This window comes from Deltaproteobacteria bacterium (genome assembly GCA_019912665.1).
Taxonomy (GTDB): domain Bacteria; phylum Desulfobacterota; class GWC2-55-46; order GWC2-55-46; family GWC2-55-46; genus UBA5799.
Window position 1 is genome coordinate 278715 of record JAIOIE010000018.1, and the last position, 19318, is coordinate 298032.

At 57.4% G+C, this 19318-nt stretch carries 24 protein-coding genes; 9 read left to right on the forward strand and 15 right to left on the reverse strand.

The genetic code is table 11. From position 1 onward, the window contains the following. Window positions 1-135: 135 nt before the first annotated feature. Window positions 136-1278, forward strand: coding sequence for a cytochrome b/b6 domain-containing protein (locus K8I01_05740; protein MBZ0219914.1), 1143 nt, complete (start codon window positions 136-138; stop codon window positions 1276-1278). 63 nt (window positions 1279-1341) lie between these two features. Then, window positions 1342-1914, forward strand: a complete 573-nt coding sequence (locus K8I01_05745) for a YceI family protein (protein MBZ0219915.1) — start codon at window positions 1342-1344, stop codon at window positions 1912-1914. 56 nt (window positions 1915-1970) lie between these two features. Here the strand turns inward: K8I01_05745 and K8I01_05750 are convergent, their stop codons facing one another. Then, the gene (locus tag K8I01_05750) at window positions 1971-2762 is read right to left on the reverse strand and encodes a DNA-formamidopyrimidine glycosylase (protein MBZ0219916.1); all 792 of its coding nucleotides are present in this window, start codon (window positions 2760-2762) and stop codon (window positions 1971-1973) included. Between the two features lies 1 nt (window position 2763). Continuing rightward, complete coding sequence (locus tag K8I01_05755) at window positions 2764-3126, reverse strand: hypothetical protein (GenBank protein MBZ0219917.1); 363 nt, start codon at window positions 3124-3126, stop codon at window positions 2764-2766. A 315-nt stretch (window positions 3127-3441) separates the two neighbouring features. On the opposite strand from K8I01_05755, the gene K8I01_05760 reads away from it, so the two are divergent. After that, window positions 3442-3852, forward strand: coding sequence for a CBS domain-containing protein (locus K8I01_05760; GenBank protein MBZ0219918.1), 411 nt, complete (start codon window positions 3442-3444; stop codon window positions 3850-3852). Between the two features lie 308 nt (window positions 3853-4160). Here the strand turns inward: K8I01_05760 and K8I01_05765 are convergent, their stop codons facing one another. After that, window positions 4161-4895 (reverse strand): hypothetical protein, encoded by a 735-nt coding sequence (locus tag K8I01_05765; protein ID MBZ0219919.1) that lies wholly within the window; start codon window positions 4893-4895, stop codon window positions 4161-4163. A 94-nt stretch (window positions 4896-4989) separates the two neighbouring features. On the opposite strand from K8I01_05765, the gene K8I01_05770 reads away from it, so the two are divergent. Further along, window positions 4990-5490, forward strand: coding sequence for a hypothetical protein (locus K8I01_05770; protein MBZ0219920.1), 501 nt, complete (start codon window positions 4990-4992; stop codon window positions 5488-5490). A 74-nt stretch (window positions 5491-5564) separates the two neighbouring features. After that, entirely contained in the window at window positions 5565-5747 is a 183-nt protein-coding gene (locus K8I01_05775) for a hypothetical protein (protein MBZ0219921.1), read from the forward strand. A 5-nt stretch (window positions 5748-5752) separates the two neighbouring features. On the opposite strand, the gene K8I01_05780 is transcribed toward K8I01_05775, so the two are convergent. The 6 genes from K8I01_05780 to K8I01_05805 all read right to left on the reverse strand — a co-directional run bounded on the left by K8I01_05780 (window position 5753) and on the right by K8I01_05805 (window position 9852). Next, complete coding sequence (locus K8I01_05780) at window positions 5753-6328, reverse strand: uracil-DNA glycosylase (GenBank protein ID MBZ0219922.1); 576 nt, start codon at window positions 6326-6328, stop codon at window positions 5753-5755. A gap of 14 nt (window positions 6329-6342) precedes the next feature. Continuing rightward, a complete protein-coding gene (locus tag K8I01_05785) occupies window positions 6343-7386 on the reverse strand; it encodes an HD domain-containing protein (GenBank protein ID MBZ0219923.1) in 1044 nt (347 codons plus the stop codon). Beyond that, window positions 7383-8366: a GDP-mannose 4,6-dehydratase gene (locus K8I01_05790; protein ID MBZ0219924.1), complete on the reverse strand. Its 984-nt coding sequence runs from the start codon at window positions 8364-8366 to the stop codon at window positions 7383-7385. Before K8I01_05790 ends, K8I01_05785 begins: the two co-directional genes overlap by 4 nt. Before the next feature lie 98 nt (window positions 8367-8464). Next, window positions 8465-8896, reverse strand: coding sequence for a hypothetical protein (locus K8I01_05795; protein MBZ0219925.1), 432 nt, complete (start codon window positions 8894-8896; stop codon window positions 8465-8467). A 10-nt stretch (window positions 8897-8906) separates the two neighbouring features. Next, a complete protein-coding gene (locus tag K8I01_05800; protein MBZ0219926.1) occupies window positions 8907-9329 on the reverse strand; it encodes a hypothetical protein in 423 nt (140 codons plus the stop codon). Between the two features lie 91 nt (window positions 9330-9420). Next, complete coding sequence (locus K8I01_05805) at window positions 9421-9852, reverse strand: hypothetical protein (protein MBZ0219927.1); 432 nt, start codon at window positions 9850-9852, stop codon at window positions 9421-9423. Between the two features lie 246 nt (window positions 9853-10098). On the opposite strand from K8I01_05805, the gene K8I01_05810 reads away from it, so the two are divergent. After that, on the forward strand, window positions 10099-11556 hold the full coding sequence (locus K8I01_05810; protein ID MBZ0219928.1) for an RtcB family protein: 1458 nt from the start codon (window positions 10099-10101) through the stop codon (window positions 11554-11556). Between the two features lie 25 nt (window positions 11557-11581). Continuing rightward, a complete protein-coding gene (locus tag K8I01_05815) occupies window positions 11582-12013 on the forward strand; it encodes an archease (protein MBZ0219929.1) in 432 nt (143 codons plus the stop codon). A gap of 154 nt (window positions 12014-12167) precedes the next feature. On the opposite strand, the gene K8I01_05820 is transcribed toward K8I01_05815, so the two are convergent. Then, window positions 12168-12341 (reverse strand): hypothetical protein, encoded by a 174-nt coding sequence (locus K8I01_05820; GenBank protein ID MBZ0219930.1) that lies wholly within the window; start codon window positions 12339-12341, stop codon window positions 12168-12170. Between the two features lie 324 nt (window positions 12342-12665). On the opposite strand from K8I01_05820, the gene K8I01_05825 reads away from it, so the two are divergent. Further along, a complete protein-coding gene (locus K8I01_05825) occupies window positions 12666-12893 on the forward strand; it encodes a DUF3553 domain-containing protein (GenBank protein ID MBZ0219931.1) in 228 nt (75 codons plus the stop codon). 210 nt (window positions 12894-13103) lie between these two features. Here the strand turns inward: K8I01_05825 and gpmI are convergent, their stop codons facing one another. From gpmI to nadD, 5 genes are all read right to left on the reverse strand, one after another. Next, entirely contained in the window at window positions 13104-14642 is a 1539-nt protein-coding gene (gene gpmI, locus K8I01_05830) for a 2,3-bisphosphoglycerate-independent phosphoglycerate mutase (GenBank protein ID MBZ0219932.1), read from the reverse strand. Between the two features lie 121 nt (window positions 14643-14763). After that, window positions 14764-16107, reverse strand: a complete 1344-nt coding sequence (locus tag K8I01_05835; protein ID MBZ0219933.1) for a tetratricopeptide repeat protein — start codon at window positions 16105-16107, stop codon at window positions 14764-14766. A 23-nt stretch (window positions 16108-16130) separates the two neighbouring features. Further along, window positions 16131-16601 carry a 23S rRNA (pseudouridine(1915)-N(3))-methyltransferase RlmH gene (locus K8I01_05840; GenBank protein ID MBZ0219934.1) on the reverse strand — a complete coding sequence of 157 codons (471 nt, stop codon included), beginning with the start codon at window positions 16599-16601 and terminating at the stop codon, window positions 16131-16133. A 12-nt stretch (window positions 16602-16613) separates the two neighbouring features. Further along, window positions 16614-17030, reverse strand: coding sequence for a ribosome silencing factor (gene rsfS, locus K8I01_05845; protein ID MBZ0219935.1), 417 nt, complete (start codon window positions 17028-17030; stop codon window positions 16614-16616). 74 nt (window positions 17031-17104) lie between these two features. Beyond that, entirely contained in the window at window positions 17105-17746 is a 642-nt protein-coding gene (gene nadD / locus K8I01_05850; protein ID MBZ0219936.1) for a nicotinate-nucleotide adenylyltransferase, read from the reverse strand. A 153-nt stretch (window positions 17747-17899) separates the two neighbouring features. Between nadD and K8I01_05855 the strand changes: the two genes are divergently transcribed. Further along, window positions 17900-19225: a replication-associated recombination protein A gene (locus K8I01_05855; protein ID MBZ0219937.1), complete on the forward strand. Its 1326-nt coding sequence runs from the start codon at window positions 17900-17902 to the stop codon at window positions 19223-19225. Window positions 19226-19318 lie beyond the last annotated feature (93 nt).

Below are 19318 nucleotides of genomic sequence, written 5' to 3' on the forward strand. Positions count from 1 at the left end.
CTTTCGTTCATTCCTGGGATCATGCACAACACGGGTATCGGCACGCCGTAGGGCCCGCGGCGCGGCGCTCATCGGATTATAGGGAAAACCCGGTATCCCTGACCCGGCAAGCCAATCAGGAGCGCCACCCCTTTCTTGAGCTTCCGCCTGAAAAGGGAGTCCAGCGCTATCCAGGACAAGATGGGTAACTCATTCCGGAAAAATTCCGTTGGTTACACCCTCGGGGCCATAGTCCTCCACTGGGCGAGCGCGGTCCTCATAGCCGCGGCTTTCGCCATAGGGGCCTACATGGTAACGCTCGCGTTCTCTCCGTCGAAGCTCAAGCTTTTCTCATACCACAAATGGGCCGGGATCACGATATTTCTCCTGGCCGTCATAAGGCTCGGCTGGCGGTCGTTCAACCCGCCGCCGCCCCTTCCGGACGGGATGCCCCATTGGGAGCGGAACGCGGCCAGGGCATCGCACTTGATCCTCTACGCGCTCATGCTCGCGGTCCCGCTCACGGGCTGGCTCATGAGCTCGGCCCACGGTTTCCAGACGGTCTTTCTGGGAATCCTTCCGCTACCAGACCTGGTAACCAGGGACAAGGCCCTTGCGGAATGGCTTGAGCTCGTCCACTTCGTCATGAACAAGGCCCTTCTGGCCGCGGTTGCCGTCCACATAATGGCCGCCCTCAAGCACCACTTCATAGACAGGGACGACGTCCTCCGGCGCATACTCGGGCTCCGCACGCTCGCGGGCGCCCTGCTCCTTATCGCCATGCTGCCGGACATTGCCGCTTCGGTCCCGATAGTCAAGGAAGACAGCCGCATCGATTTTATCTCCAGGCAGATGGGGGTCCCCATAAAGGGGGGCTTCGGCAAATTCGACGCCGATGTGGTTTTTGATCCCGCGGACGCCGCCAAGAGCAAAGCGATGATAACCATATATCTCGACAGCATTGACGCGGGCTCCGATGAGGCCACTGTCGAGATAAAGCGGAAGTCCTGGTTCGATACGGCAAACCACCCCAGGGCCGAGTTCAGATCGACCTCGGTCAAGGAGACCGGGCCGGGCCGATACGTCGTAAGCGGAGTCATGGCCATCAAAGGCCGGGAAAAACAGGTGAGCGCGCCTTTTACGGCCAAGAAGGCCGGAGATTCGTGGGTCTTTGAAGGCAAGTTCATTATAAAGCGCCTCGATTTCGGGATAGGCGAAGGCGCCTGGTCCGACACCGGGACCGTTGCGGATGAGGTCGAGATACTCTTCAGGTTCAGGGCGCCGGCCGGAAAAAAATGATGACCCGGGCAAGGCGGCAAAATAAAACGCGCAATCAACCATCAAAAGGAGGGCTTGACGGGCATGAAAAGACTGATGGCGGCTGTTTCGGTTCTATTCTTCGCGCTCCCCGCTTATGCGGAGGTGGAGAGCTACGTTATCGACCAGCGGCACACTTACCCGAGCTTCGAGGTGAGCCACATGGGGCTTTCGACCCAGCGCGGACGCTTCAATACCACGAGCGGCCGCATAACCCTCGACCGCGCGGCAAGGACGGGGACCGTGGAAATAATGATAGACGCTAAAACGATAAACACCGGCCTCGAGGAGCTGGAGAAGCACTTGAGGAACGAGGACTTCTTCAACGTCGACAAATACCCGACCATAACCTTCAAATCAAGCGCGGTCGAGTTCGAGAATGATGTGCCGAAGAGCATTGCAGGCGAGCTCACGCTACTGGGCGTAACCAGGCCCGTCACCCTCGCCGTATCTTCGTTCAACTGCAGGGTGCACCCGATAAACAAGAAATACGTCTGCGGGGCTGACGCGGCGACCACGATAAAACGCTCGGATTTCGGCATGACCTACGCCATACCTGGGGTGAGCGACGAGGTGAAGCTCCTTTTGCAGGTGGAGGCGTTCAAGGAAGGGCAGTAAACGCAACCTTAGCACAGAGAAAGTCAAAAGGGGCGCTCTCGGAGGGACGCCCTTTTTTATTCTCCTCGCTTCGGCCTCTGGCATACCGGGCAGAAATAGGCAGTCCTTTTCTGTATCGAGAGCGCCTCGATCTCTGCCCCGCACCTCGGACAGCGCGCGCCTTTGTACCTTCTTGGGATTATGAACCCCTTCGGGAACCGGGACGCTTGAGCCTCAAGGCTCACGGCCTTCTGCAGCGATTTTCCAATGGCCCTGAAAAGCCTCTGCGCGTCATCGTCCGTCAGGCTCCCTGCGTCCGCAAGCGGGTGTATGCCCGACTGGAAAAGCGCCTCGTCGGCGTAGACGTTACCGAGACCGGCCAGGACCGACTGGTCCATGAGGGCCTGCTTGATGCCCCGTCTCGTTTTTCTTAGGGCCGCCCTGAAAGGTCCGAATTTAATTGAGAGCGCGTCCGGGCCGAGCTTTTTCCGCTCGATGAACGCGTCAACATCGTCCGTTATCCCGGCCCTGCCGAACATCCTCATATCGAAGAAATAGAGTCGGGAGCCGTCCGCAAAGCCGAAGGCCACCCGCGTGTGCGGAGGCGGCGGCCCGCCCGCGGCCTTGAACTCAAGCCCGCCCGTCATGCCGAAGTGCAGAACGAGCCACGGGCCTTCCGCCGAAGCGAAAAGGTACTTCCCATGCCTCCTTGTGGAGATGAAGAGCCTCCCCATCAGTGCGGCCTGGAATTCTTCCGGGCTTCCATCGAGCACCCTCGGCGTGATTATCCCGACCTCAACCACTCGTTTCCGGAGCGAAGTCTTTTCGAAATAGCGCCTCATGGTTTCCACATCAGGAAGCTCGGGCATGCTAATCCGCCTCAGGCCAGGTATAGAGGCGCATCCCGGTCTTCACCAGTTTCCTGAAAAGGTTAGCAAACCCTGAATCCTGCTCGGAAGCGCTGTTTTTCCCGTCCGTGGGCTTCGGTATCGGCCTGATCGAGGACCCGTCCTCATACCCTGCCTTGTCGGCGCTCCTTATGTCCCTGCAATGGACTGGCGCTTTTCCCGGAGCGCCCGCGCAGTCGCCTGCCGCAAATCCCTCCTTTGCGACGGTACCCGCAGCCATTGCCCTCGTCTCCTTTTTGGATTCTATGACGATTACGTCATCTATCAAAGCGCACCCGGACACCAGGAAAAACAGTACGGGGATAGAGCATGATAGGAGACCCATGTGCCCACTCCGGTCCTGAATAATTTCAATCTTCTCTTTGGGGGAAGCCTTGCCCAGGCAGAAAGGTCGTGCCGGATAAGACAATTCGCTCGGAAACTTATCTAAAGTATAATCCCGGAAAAGGGCGAGTCAAACGAGGAAGCCCTTCGAAGCCCTTTGACCGTATTCCCTCCCGACTTGACACCTCCCGATTTTGGGATACCATCAAATTAAGGCTTCGGCATAAAGAGTTCGGGCATCTTGACAAAGACAGGTTATGGATTACGATTTAATCATAAGCCTGTCTCCCCATGAAACAAGAAAGGGGTAAGGGAAATGCAGCTAAAGCAGATAATGCAGAAGAAGGTCATAACGGCCGGCCCTGACGCGAGCATACGCGAAGTGGCGAAGAAGATGAAGGACTACAGGATAGGCTATCTCCTCCTCACGAACGGAGAGACGATCAAGGGTTGCGTGACCGACCGCGACATAGTCGTATGGCTCGCAGGCGGGAAGGACCCGGACGCGACGAAAATAAATTCAATAATGCGGACGAACGTCATAACCTCGCCTCCGGACACCGACGTCTTTGACGCCTCAAGGCTGATGGCAAGGAAGAAGATACGGAGGCTGCCGGTGGTCGAGGGCAACAAGCTCCTGGGCCTAGTCTCGGTCTCCGACCTTGCGTCGGTCATCGAGGAGGAAGTCGACAACTTCTTCCACGTCGAAGAGGCGTACCAGATTTGACGGCCGGATTATCGGGATTGAAGGTTGCTTTCCCGGACCGGGATATCCGGCTGGTAAGAGGAGAGATAAGAGAGCCGTCTTCGGACGGTTGTCGAAACCTCCTCTAACCGGCTGGAAATAACCGGTCCGGGAAAGCAAGCGGCTGCCTCCGCGGGCAGGAAACCCGATCGGTAAGAGAAGGATGTGGGGGCCGTCTTCGGATGGCTTACCTATCCATCTCTTACCGACCGGAGATAACTGTCCGCGGAGGCAAAAAGGCGGCAGGTAAGACCTGCCGCCTTTATTTTTTTCCCTGCTCCGCCCCGGTTTCATTCCGTCCCTTGCGCCTCCCGGTCCGGCGGTTCCGCACCCGGCCCCGCCTTTTTCATGCGTGCCCTCAAGCGGTCTATCCTCTTACCCGCTCCGAAGACCTCGCCCAGCGGCTTGGCAAGCCTCTTTCGCTCGTCCGGGTTTGCGTACCTTACGTAGGCCATACCGAGCGCCGCGACTACGGCGCCCCCGATGAGGTCGTTTATAAGGTCCCACATCGTGTCGCCGAGCCCCTTCTGGGTGTTTTTGCCGAAAAGGCTGTCTACCGTGAACTCCCCGATCTCCCACATGCCGCCCATGGCCATCGCGAATGTAACGGTGAAGACGCCGATAAAAGGCAACGAGAGCCGCACTTTTCCTGTATAATTCAAAGTATAGACGACGATGAATGCCAGAAGGCCGACGACGCCGCTGCTGTACATGTGGAGGAGCTTGTCATAGAGCCATATTTTTTCGTAGAAATCGAGCCATTCGCCCATGAACGTGTTCGCGAATATGGAGAGGGTTATAAGAAGGTCCATCTCGAAAGGGAGCGTCACCCGATAGCTCCTCTCAAGGAGGCTCGGTATCAGGGACACCGCTATCGAGAAGATTATGAGGACGATAAAGAGGTATTCTCCCTTCACAGCCGCAACGGGGAGAAGGATCATCATAAGGAGCTTCATAAGCCACGAAAGCCCGGCCGTTATAGTCAGTGTGCGCCAGTTTTTGAGCATGCTTGCTCTGTCCGGCATAAAGCGCGTCTTCCTTTGAGATTTTCTGAATCCGGATGAATCAATTATATATACGTTGGCTGTGCTGGCAACCGTTAACGGGAAACAAATGCCCTTGTTATTTTTATACGGTATGCTCGTGGCCGTCCTCCCTTTGGATCCGCCAGCCCTCTCCGCTAACCTTACGGGCGCATGGTGGAGCGATCCGCCCCTACAGGGCGATGCGGAAGGCCCGGGAGCGCCTCAGGATTCCTTAAGCTCCATACTCGACCCGGGTTTCCCGTCGACCCTGTACGGGCTCATGGAAGACAATTACACGAGAAACAGCGCACGGCTCTTGAGCATACCTGGCGCAGGCGTCTCGGACCTTCTTTCCGACGAAAGCCGGATGGTCGGCACCGGGCTGGGGCTTAACCTCGGCCCCGGCCTCAAATTCCAGGGCTTCGGCATCTATGACATGGAGGAGGGGAGCACGTTTGCAGGCCCGGCGCTCAAGTACGACCTGCCCGGCGACCTGTATTTCACTACCGGGGTCCAGATACCTCTGAACGACAGAAGGGAGATAGTTTCCGGAAGCTCGGATTTCTATTTCGCCGAGTTCAGGCTGCTTTTTTGATGCGTTTCGAACGCGAGCTGAAACGGCTGTATAATCTAAAATGAAACCGGCCGGTAGGCCCGAGGGGATTCTAAATGGAATTGAGCGAGGGAAAAAAAGACAAAAAGATGAACGTGCCTGGGGAGGAGGTCTGTCCGGTTTGCACCTATCCTGCGGAGGACTGCGTCTGCTGCGCCGAGTGCGGACACGACTGCCCGCTCGATGCCGGGCTCCCGTATTGCCCGGTCTGCAGCCCGAAAACCGGCGGCGGGCAATGACCGGGCTATGACCCGAGCTTCTTTTTAACGGACTTTAGCGAATCCTTGAGCTCGGCCACGCTCTCCTTGAGCCTCTTCTGCCTCCTCAAGAGGTATGACGGATGATAGACGGGCATGACCGCCCTGCCGTCGAACTCGGCCCATTCGCCCGGCCTGAAAGGCTTCCCTGGGAAAAGCGCCGAAAAAGCCGTCTTCCCGGCGGTTATGATGACAGCCGGGTCCACTATGCTTATTTCTTCCAGAAGGAAAGGGATGAAGAACCCGGCCTCGTCGCTCTCCGGGGGCCTGGTCCGGCGCCTCCTGGTCTCGACGTTGGGCCAGATATTGAGGACGTTCGTTATATATATCTCGTCCCTCTTTAGCCCCAGCGCTTCCTCGAGGACGCCGACGAAAAAGGACCCGCCCTTGCCAACAAAAGGTTTTCCAAGCCTCGTCTCGTCGCGCCCGGGGGCCTCGCCTATGACCATGAGCCTGCACGGGAGCGGACCCTCTCCGAATACCGGGACAGAGCCGTTGAAGCGAACCGCGCACGCATGGGCGATCCTTTTCCGGAGCGCCTCTTTTTTCTTTACGGGGTCCATAGAGATGGTGGGGCTCACTTGAAGAGGTTCAGGTTTCCCTTGCCGTCCTCGCCGTTATCATCCGTCCTATCAGCTTTATCCGCGGCCTGCTCGTCTTCAGGTGCAACCGGGGCAACGCCCTTGTAGATGTACCGCTCAAAGAGCCTCTGATAAGAGGTCCAGTTGGAGCCGTCGCCCTTGTCCTGGATTAGCCCCCTTACGGTGCTGACCTTAGCGTCGAGGTCGTCGAGGTAGGAGAGGATTATCGCCTCTATCGTCTTGGGCCGCTTCGGCGAGCCGAACTCGAGCTGGCCGTGATGTGAAAGGACGAGGTGCTTAAGGAGCATGGAAAGCTCCCTCGGGAAGCCCGGGATGGCGCATGCCTTCCTCTCTATGAGGTCCGTCCCTATCGTGATGTGCCCGATGAGCCTTCCCTCGTCCGTGTAGTCGAAGGACCTCTGGTATGAGAGCTCCCAGATTTTCCCTATGTCATGGAGCAGGGCGCCTGCCGTGAGGAGGTCTTTGTTCACGGACTCGCCGTAGTGCGCCGCGACCTTCCCGACCAGGCCGCATATCGAAAGCACGTGTTCCGCGAGTCCGCCCAGGTACGGATGGTGCATGGATTTCGCAGCAGGGGCCATGAGGAACGCCTCCCTTATATCCGGGTCCGAGAATATGGACTCGATGAGGGCCTTTATGTGCCTGTCCCTTATGCCTGCTATTACCGAATCGAGGCCGGCTGAAAGCTCTGCCGGGTCCTTTCCTGAAGACGGCAGGAAGTCCCGAAGCGAGTACTTCTCCTCAGGGGCGGCCTTTACAGAGGAGACATTTAGCTGAATGCCGCCCTGGTAAGCGACAGCGAAGCCCTTGATTATTACTATGTCGTCCTTCTTGAACCCCTTTGAAAGCTCCTCGGCATCGTCCCATACCCTTGCCTCCATCTCCCCTGTGGAGTCCATGAGCTTGAGGTTAAGGTAGGGTTTTCCGGACTTGCTTATGCCGGTCTCTTTTTTCGTAACGAGGAAGGCGTCCTGGACGCTGTCCCGTTCCTTTATGGATTTTATGAAAGACTTTTTCAACTCAGCGCTCCTGGACGGGTTTCAGAGAGCCTCCGCTCCCTCTCTACGAACCATTTTACGTACCTCTCAACGCCTTCCTCTATCCGGACCAAAGGGCTGAAACCCAGAAGCCTTTTCGCCTTGGATACATCAGCGTGCGTTATGGGCACGTCCCCTGGCGCAGGCGGCAGATGCCTTACCTTCGCCTTTATGCCGAGGGCCGCCTCTATGAGGGCGATAAGCCCCCTCACCTCGATTGTATTGGCGCCTCCGAGGTTTATTATCTCGTACCTTGAAGGCGAGTATATCGATTTGAGTATGCCGGAGACTATGTCGCCGATATAGGTGAAGTCCCTCCTGGCCGTGCCGTCGCCGTAGACGTCTATTTCCCTGCCGGCGCTTATGAGGCGCGTGAATTTGGCGACGGCCATATCAGGCCTTCCCCTTTCGCCGTACACCGTAAAAAAACGGAGGCAGGTTACCGGGAGGTCCCAGAGATGCGAGTAGGTGAAAGACATGAGCTCGCCGGACCTTTTCGTGGCCGCGTACGGGGATATCGGGCAGGTTATCGGGTCCTCTTCTGAAAAGGGGGTCTTGCTGTTTATGCCGTATACGGACGAGGAGGAGGCGAAAACGAAATTGCCTATCCCGTTGTTCCTCGAAAGCTCGAGGAGGGTCAGCGTGCCGAGGCAGTTCACTTCCTCGTAGAGAAGAGGGTCTTCTATCGAGGGCCTCACCCCGGCCCTGGCGGCCAGATGGCAGACCGCGTGAGGCTTGAACGCGGCAAAAACCTCTTCGACGGCCTTACGGTCCCTTATGTCGGCTTCGAAAAGGCTGAAAGACGGGTTTTTCAGGAGCGCTTCCGCGTTCTCTCTCTTGAGCCGCGGGTCGTAGAAGTCGTTAAAGTCGTCTATTGCGGCAACTTTTTCCCCGCGCTCGAGGAGCGCGGCCGCGAGGTGCGAGCCAATGAAGCCGGCACCGCCGGTCACGATGATGTTCATGCGGATAAAGCTACCATAGTTCTTCTCAAGGGGTCAAGGGAAAGGGCCGGAAACGGAGGCCTGGCGCGCAATCGACTCGCCCGGCCTCCGCGCCATTCTCAGCCTATTCCTTCGAGGCCGGCTGCAAAGGCTGTCTGCATCCCTTCAACCGTCGGGGCGCCTTCCGGGTGCCATGCTACCTCGATCCTTTCCCATCTCCCCAGTTCCTCTTCGGGGACGACGGCGCTGAAGACCCCGTTTCCATCGGAGTCGGTCCTGAAGCCGTGCTCCATCGGGCTTACCATCTCCGCCTCGCGCCTCTCTTCGCTCACGAGCCAGACGGTGTACATTGAGTCCGGCATGAGGTCTTCGGCGCGTATCGTTATCTCCTTTGCGCCTTCGGCCGTATCCGTAATCTCGACCTCGGCCCTTGAGTCCTCCCAGAGGAAGCTCTCCATCTCCATCCTGTCCGTATGGGCGAAAGCCTGCGGGAGCACGAATGCCACGACCGCAGCCAGTGCCAATCCCAAAACCATTCCAAGCGCGTTCATTTGCGCCTCCTTAACCCCAGAAGCTCCCCAGGAGCGCGAGCTCGGCGCCTTCCAGGTCCTCGGTGTCGTTATTCGGATGATGCAGTATCTCTATCTTGTCCCAGTCTTTAAACTGCCGGGACGGTATCCTGACGGTGTAGGAGCCGTTCCCTTCGGCATCGGTCTCGAACGTCAGGTCGCCGGAGCCTATCCCGAGGTCTCCGAGCATCGGCGTTTCGTCTATGAGCCATATGGAATAGAGGGAGTTGGGTTGAAGGCCGCTGGCTTCCACCCTTATCTCCTTCTCCTCGTTCTCGACATCGGTTATCACGGCTTCGCCCGTAGCGCTGTCCCATGCCTCGCCCGTCAGCTCGACCTTGGAGGATGAGCCCCATACTGCGGCGGAGGTAAAGAAGACGGCCGCGAGCGCGATTGTCAAAATACGGTATTTCATGATTTACCTCTCTTGTTGCGCCTGTAACCTCTAAAATCAAAAGGGCCTGCGGCTTAAGCCGAGGCCCTTGATGACCGTAACCATGCGCCTTTTAGCCATACAGGCCCAAATCGCCCCTCAGGGCTATCTCCGCGTTTTCAAGGTCAGCCGGGTCGCCGGTGGGGTGATAGGCTATTTCCAGCATGTCCCACCTGTTAAGCTCGCCTTCGGGCACCGTGGCTATGAACCTGCCGTTGCCGGCCGCGTCGGTCCGGAAAGAGTAATCCTCCACGCCGAGGCCCTGCATCCTCTCGGGCCCGTCAGCCAGCCATGCCGTGTATACGGAATTGGGCCTCAACCCCCTTACCTCGACCGTAACCTCCTGCTGGTTGATGCCCGAGTCATAATCTTCCACGCTTATGAAGCCTTCGGCATCCGGGAACTGAAAGACGCCTTCGAGCGGGATCCTGTACTGGGCGTCCGCAGTTGATATGAAAGCGGCCGAGATCAAGCCCATTACGGCCGCCAATAAACCCTTTCTCATACTCGCACCTCCATTATATGCAAAACCCTTCGGAAATCATGCCGCTTAAATCGTCCGCTTGCGGCGCATAAACCGTTCATATTTTAATTCTAGACCCGAGGACGGGCTTGTCAAGAAGCCCGAAATCCCCGCCAAGACGGGAAAAACAAGCCTTGCTTTTTTCTGGTAAAGTAATGATTATACCGAGGACCTCCGCGACCGCCGTGAAGTCCCGCGCCGGGGAATAATACCTTAGAGGCAAGGGCTATGGCCGTTCCTTCATCGATAAAAAGGATATCCGAAACCATCTGGGAGCTCCCGAAGAGCTACAAGCAGGGGATGCTCGTCCCGGCGCGCATATACGCGACCGAGAAACTCATAGGGGAGATGGACGAAGGAGTCTTCAACCAGGTGACGAACGTCGCATGCCTGCCCGGCATAGTCAAATACGCCTGCTGCATGCCGGACGGGCACTGGGGCTACGGCTTCCCCATAGGCGGGGTGGCCGCCATGGACGCAAGTCGAGGGGTAATATCGCCCGGGGGCATAGGCTTCGACATAAACTGCGGGATGAGGCTTGCCGTTACGGACCTCACACTCGAAGAGGTGAAACCCAGGCTGAAGGAATTGGTGGACGCGCTCTTCTACAGGATACCCTCGGGCGTGGGCTCCACCGGCTTTCTGAGGCTCGACAGGAAGGAGTTCAGGGAAGCGCTTGAAGAGGGCTCGCGCTGGTGCCTGAGAAAGGGCTATGCCTGGCCCGAGGACATCGAGCTTACAGAGGAGCGGGGCTGCTTCGAGGGGGCGGACGCCTCGAAGGTGAGCGAAAAGGCCATAGACCGGGGGTTCGATCAGGTGGGCACGCTTGGGAGCGGGAACCATTACTGCGAGATACAGGTCGCGAAGCCCGAGAACGTCATCGACGAGGAGACGGCCAGGGCCTTCGGTTTCACGCTCCCGGACCAGATAGCCATAATGTTTCACTGCGGTAGCCGCGGCTTCGGCCACCAGGTGGCGACCGACTACCTCCAGGCCTTCCTTCGCGTAATGGAGCCGAAATACGGGATAAAGGTGCTCGACAGGGAACTCGCCTCCGCGCCCTTCAACTCGCGGGAGGGTCAGGACTACTGGAAGGCCATGAAGTGCGCCGCCAACATGGCCTTCGTGAACAGGCAGGTGATACTCCACAGGATACGCGAGGTCTTCTCGACAATATTCAGGAGGCCGCCCGAGGACCTCGGGATAAGGATGGTATACGACGTAACCCACAATACGGCCAAGGTCGAGAGGCATATGGTTGACGGCAAGGAGATGGAACTCCTCGTCCACAGGAAGGGAGCGACAAGGGCCTTACCGCCCGGAATGAAGGGACTCCCCGAGAGGTACATGCAGACCGGCCAGCCCGTCATAATCGGCGGGAGCATGGAGACGGGCTCATATCTCCTCGCGGGTCTCGCGACCGGCAAGGACGCGTTCTACACGACCGCGCACGGGAGCGGCAGGACCATGAGCAGGCACCACGCGAAACGCATGTACAGGGGCTCGAAGCTCCAGCACGAGATGGAGGAGCGGGGCATCTATGTAAGGAGCGTGACATGGGGCGGGCTTGCCGAGGAGGCAGGCGCGGCCTATAAAAAGATTGACGAAGTGGTCGGGGCTACCGAATCGGCCGGGCTCAGTAAGCGCGTAGTCCGGCTCATACCCATCGGGAACATAAAGGGTTAGCCGTAAAGGCAAAGGAAAACCGGGAATGCCGTATCGCTATCTTGACGAAATAGCCACTGCCGACGTAGCGTTCGAGGCAACCGGCGGAAGCCTTGAAGAGGTCTTCACCTCCGCCGCGGAAGCGACGGTGAACGTAATGGTAGACGAGCCGGAGAGGATAGAGAGAAAGAAACGCGTGAGCGTAAGGCTCGAAAACCCTGACAGGGACATGCTCCTCTACGATTTCCTGAACGAGCTTGTGTACCTGAAGGACGCGAAGAAGCTCCTTGTGCGAGTGGAAAAGATTGAGATAAAGGAAGGCGCGGACGGCTTAAGCCTCGTTGCCGAGCTCTCGGGAGAAGAGCTTGACCCGGCCAAACACCCGCTCGGCGCTGACGTGAAGGCAGTGACCCTGCACATGTTCAGCCTGGAGAGGGCCGATAGCGGGTGGAAGGCGGTTGCCGTGCTGGATATATAGCAGGGTACTGAATCACTCAAGGCACGTTCAGACTGCTCAAAAAGCTCAAGATGCGAGGAGTCGAAAATGAGGAATGAGGCGTACTTTCATTGTACGCCGGAATGTCCAATTTTGAAGACGACAACGCAGATTGGGCTTTTTCAGCAGCCTGCGCTCAGAAGTCCTCCTCCAAAAAGAACTCTTCCGTATTCTTCTCTTTCCGGAGCGCGAGCGGGGTCTGGCAGTAGGGGCAATAGACGCTCTCCCCGATCTTTTCATCCCCGGCCATCGGTACTTCCACATCGCACATCGGGCAGGTGAGATAATTACAGGAACCTTTCTGCGGCATAGGTCGCCCTCCCTAGAAGGATGTTGAAAAAGTCCTTCCTGGACTTTTTCAAACACGGCTTGGCGGAATGAATCCGCCCAAGCCTCACAAATTGCTCGACTTTCAAGTCTTCGCAATTGGCAATCCATCCATGGATTGCCTAGCATGGTGTTTTTCAACACCCTGCTATGAATTCCGGCCATATCATCTCATACCCGGGCCTCGGTTTCAAGGGGGCTGGAACCTCGCCATAGCCGGAGAAAAAAACGCCCATAGCGCGTTTCACCCAGTCCCTGCGCGGGTTTTCCCACTTGACGGAGCTCACTAAAAGACGGAAAATTAGGTATGCGCGAGGAGAGAAGGAAACTGTACCTCTCGGTTGGGGAAGTAGTCGTCCACCTGAGGCACCCGGAGTGGGGCCATGGACGGGTGGTCGAGGAGATGAACTCCACCATTCCCGGCGGCATATCCTTCATCAGGATAGAATTCAGGTACGCCGGCAGGAGGACCTTTGATAACAATATCGAAAGCCTGCAGTGCTGCTACCATGCGGGCGTAAGGAGGGTTGGCTGACTTATAAAAGGGCTGCGCATGTCGCGCTTCATGATGCAGTGGGGCAAAATACTCCTTCCCTATCTCAAGGCAACCTCTAAAAATTTGGGATTTTTCCCGCAGTAAGGAAGGCCGGGAAGAAAAAAGCGGAGCATATACGATAGTGTGTGAGCATTTTTATTCACGTAACTACGCAGAGTCCGGGGAAAAGATCATTTTGTAGAGGTTGCCTCAAAAAAGAGGCTTGCCGGTCATCTCAGAGGGCTGGGGTAGTCCCATGAGCTTAAGGACAGTCGGCGCGACGTCGTCAAGCCCGCCGTCCTTGAGCCTCGTCCCTTTCATATCCGGGTCTACCATTATGAACGGAGCAAGGTTCGTTGTGTGGGCCGTATGGGCCTCGCCGCTCGAAGGGTCTTTCATCTGCTCGGCGTTACCGTGGTCGGCGGTTATCAAAACCGACCAGCCGTTTTCAAGGGCCGCCCCGGTCACGATGCCCAGGGCCCGGTCCACCGCCTCGCAGGCCTTGATCGCGGCATCCAGGATCCCGGTATGGCCGACCATGTCACAGTTCGCGAAATTCATCAGCATGAAGGAATAGCGCCCCTCCCTTATCTTGAGTGAAGCGGCCTCGGCTATCTCAAGGGCCCTCATCTCGGGCTTTTTGTCGTATGTCGGCACATCCTGCGCCGACGGGATAAGGAGCCTCTCCTCGCCTTCGAACGGCTCTTCCCTGCCGCCGTTAAAGAAAAAGGTCACATGGGCGTACTTCTCGGTCTCGGACACCCTGAACTGCTTAAGCCCCCTGGTAGAGAGGACGTCCGCCAGTATGTTCCGGAGCGCCTGAGGAGCAAAAAGGACCGGAAGCCCGAGCCTTTGGTCGTATTCGGTCATGCAGACGAATCTCGAAAGGGCGCGTCTCGCCTTCCTCTCGAAGCCGGTAAAGCCCTCGTCCACGAAGGCCCTTGTTATCTCCCTTGCCCTGTCCGACCTGAAATTGAAAAAGAGGACGGCGTCTCCGTCCGAGACCGGGGCTACGGGCCTTCCTTCCCGGACCAGCACCGTAGGCTGGACGAACTCGTCAGTTTCATTCCTGGAGTAAGCCGCCTTCACGGCCTCGAGAGGGTCTTCGGCGATTGCTCCGGCTCCCTCCGCAATCGCTTCATACGCCTTCTTTACGCGCTCCCACCTGTTGTCCCGGTCCATAGCGTAATACCTGCCGCACACGGTGGCCACCCTGGCAGGCGATTTGTTCTTCGCAAGGTATGAAAGGAGCGACTCCATGTAGAGAGCGCCGCTCGATGGAGGAGTGTCCCTGCCGTCGAGTATAGCATGTATGTAGATCCTCTCCACACCCTTTCTCTTGAAGATGTCGAGCAGGCCGAAGAGGTGCTCTATATGGCTGTGCACCCCGCCGTCCGAGAGAAGGCCCATAAGATGGAGCGCGCTGCCCCTCCGTTTGAGCTCGCTTGCGAGTTCTCCGATCATGGGGCGGGATTCAAGCTCGCCTTCCTTTATGGCCCTGGATATCCTTACGAGCTCCTGGTATACGATCCTTCCCGCGCCCATTGTGAGATGGCCGACCTCGGAATTCCCCATCTGCCCCTCAGGGAGGCCCACTGAAAATCCGGAGGTGTCTATTGACGACACGGGATATTCCCGGACCAGCCGGTCATAATTGGGGGTCGAGGCCAGGAGCACGGCATTCGAGTCGTTCTCGGGGTTGATGCCCCATCCGTCGAGCACGATCAGGCAGACCTTTTTCAAATCCAGTTCTCCTGCTTTTTTTGAGGGGGGATAAACAGAGCACGGGGTCAGGCAGTATGACTTTCCGGGCAACTCGTCCGGAAGGGACGCTAGCCGGTTGCGCGGCCCGGCCTTCAGGCGGCTGGGCTCAGAAGAGCTTTCTCAGGGCCGGGGCCCTGTGCTGGGACTCCACCCCCCTCATTACAAGTGTATCCCACTCTCCGCATGAAGTGCACCGTGCCTTCCAGGAGACCACATCGGAGCCGCATCCCGAGCACCTGAAATGAGGGCTGTACTCCCTGTCGAGCCCGAGCGCCCTGTGGAAGAGGTGCGCGGCCCTGCCGCCCTGCTTACGCCTGAGATACGCCTCGCCGAGGAGCACGGAATGGTAGAACCCGTCCTCGCCCTCGTTCTGAAGTCTTTCGAGCTCTTCTATGGCGTTATCGACCATCTCGAGCCTCAGGTACAGGCGTGCAAGGAGGAGCCTCATATTTAGCCCGTTCGAATGCGTAAGTATCTCCTTATTGTACCTTTCGAGTATCCTTTCCGGGGCCGATTCCCTGATACACAGGTCCTCGAGCTTGAGGATAATCGGCTCGGGGGTGCTGAACCTGGCAAGCGCCTTCTCCCACACCTTTGCGGCGCTCGAAGAGCTCCCCTGCCTGTCGAGCACCTCTCCGAGGAGGATATGCCCGGGGAGGAACTTGTCGCCGTTCTTCAATGCCTCTTTTACCCTGACGAGCGCCTCGGTTAGCCTCCCCTCGTTCATCGACACGCATGCAGACTCATATAGGAGCCCCGTAAGGAGCTTTTTCTCCTTTTTCCTGAGGTCTTCGTTCCTTTCGGAATCAATGATCTTTTTTTGCAGCTCCGCCGCATCGGACCAGAGGTCCTCCTTTATCCTCAGGTCCCTCAATTTCCTCAAGGCATAGAGATTGCCCGGGTCGAGCTTCACGACCTCTTCGAGGGCCTTTGCCGCCCTCTGTGCGTCCCCGGATTCGGTCGCGCAACGGGCAAGCGAGCTCAAGACGCCTATGGAGGAAGGGTTATTGAGGAATCCCTTCTCAAGGACCTTCACCGCCTCCCTGGGCCTGTCCTCCCTCATGTAGGTCTCGGCGAGGCTTATTATCATTCCGGTTTCGTTCGGCTTTGCGGCGTGGGCCTTCTCAAGAAGCTCCCTCGCGGATGCGGTATCGCCCTTCACAAGGAGCTCGGCCCCTTTCCTGTAGTTCTCGTCGGCCTGGGCAAGGAGCTTCTTCTCCCTCCGCTCCTTCATCTCCCTGAGCGCCCTCCTCGCGTCAGCAACGAGCGAATTCAGGACCGCAAGCACGACGCCCGCGAGAAAGCCGAAAAAGACGAGAAGAGTAGCCGGAAGCGCGTAAGTGTATTCGCTCGTTACGACGAAAGTGACAATGCCGGGGTTCTTGGTATGGAGGTAGAAGAAAGCCCCCAGGACGAGTATGATTACTACTAGGAGTACCTTGGTGTACATCTGCCGCCGCTCTTCCTTTTTTTTCAGTGCGAATAGGGTTCGTTCCGCATTATTGTAAAGCCCCTGTAGACCTGCTCATACAGGACGAGCTTCGCGAGGTCGTGGGGGAAGGTCATCGGCGAAAGCGAAAGCACCATGTTAGACCTGTCGTATACGTCCCTGTCGAGGCCCCACGAGCCTCCAACTATGAAGACAAGCCTTTTCCTGCCCGAGGCCATTATGCCGGAGAGGAGCTCCGACAGGCCCGCGGAAGTCATTCCGGTCCCGGTGTCGGCAAGCGAGACGACATAATCGCCGGGCATGAGCTTCGCGATTATCCTCTGCCCCTCGCCCCTTGCGACGTCCGCCCTGGGCGCCTTGGCCGTGGCCTTCTCGTCCTTTACCTCCACGACCTCGACAGGCGCGTATCTCCGTATCCTTTTAAGATACTCCGAGGCGGCTTCCCTCAGGCCCTCACTTTTCATACGGCCCACGGAGATAAAAACTATCTTCAAGGCGCCACCGGCCTACCCGCCCTTTTTTCCCGTCCCTTTTTTGCCGCCCTTTGTGCCGGGTTTAGCGGTGGCGGAGCGCTTCAATTTATCCGCGACCTCCGTGGCCGGCGCCTCGGCCCAGAGCCCTTCTAGGTCGTAGAAAGACCTTATATGCTCGAGGAAGACATGGACCACGACGTCGTTATAATCCATGAGCGCCCACTTCCCTTCGGCGGCGCCTTCGGTGCCGAGAGGCCGCTCACCGGCTTTTCTCAACCCGTCTTCCACGGCATTGACTATGGCCTGCACCTGCCTCTCGGATTCCGCGCTGCAAATGACGAGGTAGTCCGAGACTGTGGAAAGTTTCTTTATGTTCAGAATGACAACCTTCTCGGCCTTCTTGTCGAGGGCGAGCCTTGCGATCTCGAGCGCCTTCTTCTTTGGTTCCAGTTTAAGAGCTCCTTGATGGATTTTTGGAGGCCTCCCCCCCGTTTACGGACGGACTGCCTTGGCAGCGGCCTGGCTCATTTATAAAGCTCCTGCTCTTCTATGAGTTTACGGACACTCTCGGGCACGAGGTACCTTATCGAGAGGCCGCTACGCACTTTTTCCCTTATGGCCGAAGAAGAGATGTCCATAAGAGTCGTATTCAGGTAAGTTATAGAGATACCGGCGGAATTGACGTAGGCGCCGGTTTCCGAATCATACCAGAACTTACGGGCCACTTCAACCGGCAACACCTCACCGGGCTTTTTTACCGGGTGGCCGGGCCTCGGCACGACTATGAGGCTTGAGAGGTTCAGAAGCTCCTCGTACTCGTACCATGAGGTTATATCGTTGAAAGAGTCGTTCCCTATTATGAGGCTTACAGAGGATTCCGGCCGCTCCCTCTTAAGCTCCCTCACGGTCTCGACCGTAAACGACCTGCCCCCGCGCCGTATCTCGATATCCGAGGCCTCGAAGCCGGGGTTCGCCTCTATGGCGCGCTGTACGAGCTCATAGCGCGCCTCGGGAGGCGTAAGCGACTCCCTCAACTTATGCGGGGTTATATGCGTCGGCACAAAGACCACGCGCTCGAACGAAAGCGCCTCCCTCGCCTCCTCGGCTATCCTAAGGTGGCCCAAATGTATGGGATTGAAGGTGCCCCCGAAGATCGCTATCCGCATTAAAAAAGTTCTCTCAAAGAATTTTAGCCCTGATTTCCGGTGGATATGCTATCCCATAGGGTCTCTGCTGTCAACGGTTAAGGGGTGCCCCGGCCCTTCCTTCCATTTCCCTTCCGCATATAGTAAAATTTCGGTTGTAGGAGATATTCTTATATGGAACTTGAGCTTTTCAATGATAGCCGAAGCGGGCTGAACCCTGCACCGCTTGCCGAGAGGATGCGGCCAAAAGACCTTTCGGGTTTTGTAGGGCAGGAGCACCTTCTTGGAGAGGGGAAGCTCCTGGACAGGGCAATAAAGAAAGGCGAACTTCCTTCCCTTATCCTCTGGGGGCCGCCCGGCACCGGCAAGACAACAATCGCCAGGATAGTTGCGGAGGCTTCGAAATCGGAGTTCATCGAGTTCTCGGCGGTCCTCTCGGGCGTAAAGGAGATAAGGGAAGTAATAAAGGTCGCAAAAGACAACCTCCGGCGCGGCAAAAAGACCGTCCTTTTCGTGGACGAGATACACAGGTTCAACAAGGCTCAGCAGGACGCGTTCCTCCATAGCGTGGAGGACGGCACCATAACCCTCATAGGGGCGACGACCGAGAACCCGTCTTTCGAGGTAAACGCGCCGCTCCTATCGAGGTGCAAGGTGCTGGTGCTCGAATCCCTCTCTTCAGAGGCGCTCAATGAAATACTTGGGCGCGCCATGAAGGACAAGGAGCGCGGGCTCGGCGGCTATAGGGCCGAGCTTGAGGAGGGTGTCCTTGATTTCCTCTCCGAGATATCGGCGGGAGACGCGAGAACGGCGCTAAACGCCCTTGAGGCCGCCTACATGCTTACCGAGCCGGACCCCGAAGGGGTAAGGCATATAAGCCTCAAGGCCGCCGAGGAGGCTGTGCAGAGGAAGGCCATTCTCTACGACAAGGGCGGCGAGGAGCATTATAACGTCATCTCGGCTTTCATAAAATCCATGAGGGGGAGCGACCCGCACGCGGCGATCTATTGGCTCGCGAGAATGGTCGAGGCAGGCGAAGACCCTCTCTTTATCGCAAGGCGCATGGTCATATTCGCCTCGGAGGACATCGGGAACGCCGACCCTGCGGCCCTCAGGCTGGCGGTCGACGTAAAGGACGCGGTCGATTTCGTTGGAATGCCGGAGGGCTGGATACCGCTGGCGCACGGGGTCGCCTATCTCGCGACCGCCCCGAAATCCAACGCCTCGTATCTCGCCTATCTCGAAGCCGCGGGAGACGTAAAGAAGCACGGCGCCCTCCCCGTGCCGCTCCATATAAGGAACGCGCCCACAAGCCTCATGAAAGGGCTCGGCTACGGCAAGGGTTACAAGTACCCGCACAGCTTCAAGGACGCGGAGGTCGAGCAGGAATACCTGCCGGAGTCCCTAAAGGGCAGGACCTACTACCGGCCGAACGAGAGGGGCCATGAAGGGAAAATCGCCGAAAGGATGAAGGGAAAAGGAAAAAACGAACAAAAATAAAGAGGTTAAAAAGAAGCCGTACAGGAACTAATCCGATGTGACCTGAGTCACAGAAGGACCGGCCGAAAACCTCTAAAAGAAAGGAGGGGTTTA

What these genes read in the sequence shown, in the direction of transcription:
- K8I01_05745 (MBZ0219915.1), top strand. Translation starts at nt 1,342, where the DNA reads ATGAAAAGACTGATGGCGGCTGTTTCGGTTCTATTCTTCGCGCTCCCC.
- K8I01_05750 (MBZ0219916.1), bottom strand. Translation starts at nt 2,762, where the DNA reads ATGCCCGAGCTTCCTGATGTGGAAACCATGAGGCGCTATTTCGAAAAG.
- K8I01_05755 (MBZ0219917.1), bottom strand. Translation starts at nt 3,126, where the DNA reads ATGGGTCTCCTATCATGCTCTATCCCCGTACTGTTTTTCCTGGTGTCC.
- K8I01_05760 (MBZ0219918.1), top strand. Translation starts at nt 3,442, where the DNA reads ATGCAGCTAAAGCAGATAATGCAGAAGAAGGTCATAACGGCCGGCCCT.
- K8I01_05765 (MBZ0219919.1), bottom strand. Translation starts at nt 4,895, where the DNA reads ATGCCGGACAGAGCAAGCATGCTCAAAAACTGGCGCACACTGACTATA.
- K8I01_05775 (MBZ0219921.1), top strand. Translation starts at nt 5,565, where the DNA reads ATGGAATTGAGCGAGGGAAAAAAAGACAAAAAGATGAACGTGCCTGGG.
- K8I01_05780 (MBZ0219922.1), bottom strand. Translation starts at nt 6,328, where the DNA reads ATGGACCCCGTAAAGAAAAAAGAGGCGCTCCGGAAAAGGATCGCCCAT.
- K8I01_05790 (MBZ0219924.1), bottom strand. Translation starts at nt 8,366, where the DNA reads ATGAACATCATCGTGACCGGCGGTGCCGGCTTCATTGGCTCGCACCTC.
- K8I01_05795 (MBZ0219925.1), bottom strand. Translation starts at nt 8,896, where the DNA reads ATGAACGCGCTTGGAATGGTTTTGGGATTGGCACTGGCTGCGGTCGTG.
- K8I01_05800 (MBZ0219926.1), bottom strand. Translation starts at nt 9,329, where the DNA reads ATGAAATACCGTATTTTGACAATCGCGCTCGCGGCCGTCTTCTTTACC.
- K8I01_05805 (MBZ0219927.1), bottom strand. Translation starts at nt 9,852, where the DNA reads ATGAGAAAGGGTTTATTGGCGGCCGTAATGGGCTTGATCTCGGCCGCT.
- K8I01_05810 (MBZ0219928.1), top strand. Translation starts at nt 10,099, where the DNA reads ATGGCCGTTCCTTCATCGATAAAAAGGATATCCGAAACCATCTGGGAG.
- K8I01_05815 (MBZ0219929.1), top strand. Translation starts at nt 11,582, where the DNA reads ATGCCGTATCGCTATCTTGACGAAATAGCCACTGCCGACGTAGCGTTC.
- K8I01_05820 (MBZ0219930.1), bottom strand. Translation starts at nt 12,341, where the DNA reads ATGCCGCAGAAAGGTTCCTGTAATTATCTCACCTGCCCGATGTGCGAT.
- K8I01_05825 (MBZ0219931.1), top strand. Translation starts at nt 12,666, where the DNA reads ATGCGCGAGGAGAGAAGGAAACTGTACCTCTCGGTTGGGGAAGTAGTC.
- K8I01_05835 (MBZ0219933.1), bottom strand. Translation starts at nt 16,107, where the DNA reads ATGTACACCAAGGTACTCCTAGTAGTAATCATACTCGTCCTGGGGGCT.
- nadD (MBZ0219936.1), bottom strand. Translation starts at nt 17,746, where the DNA reads ATGCGGATAGCGATCTTCGGGGGCACCTTCAATCCCATACATTTGGGC.
- K8I01_05855 (MBZ0219937.1), top strand. Translation starts at nt 17,900, where the DNA reads ATGGAACTTGAGCTTTTCAATGATAGCCGAAGCGGGCTGAACCCTGCA.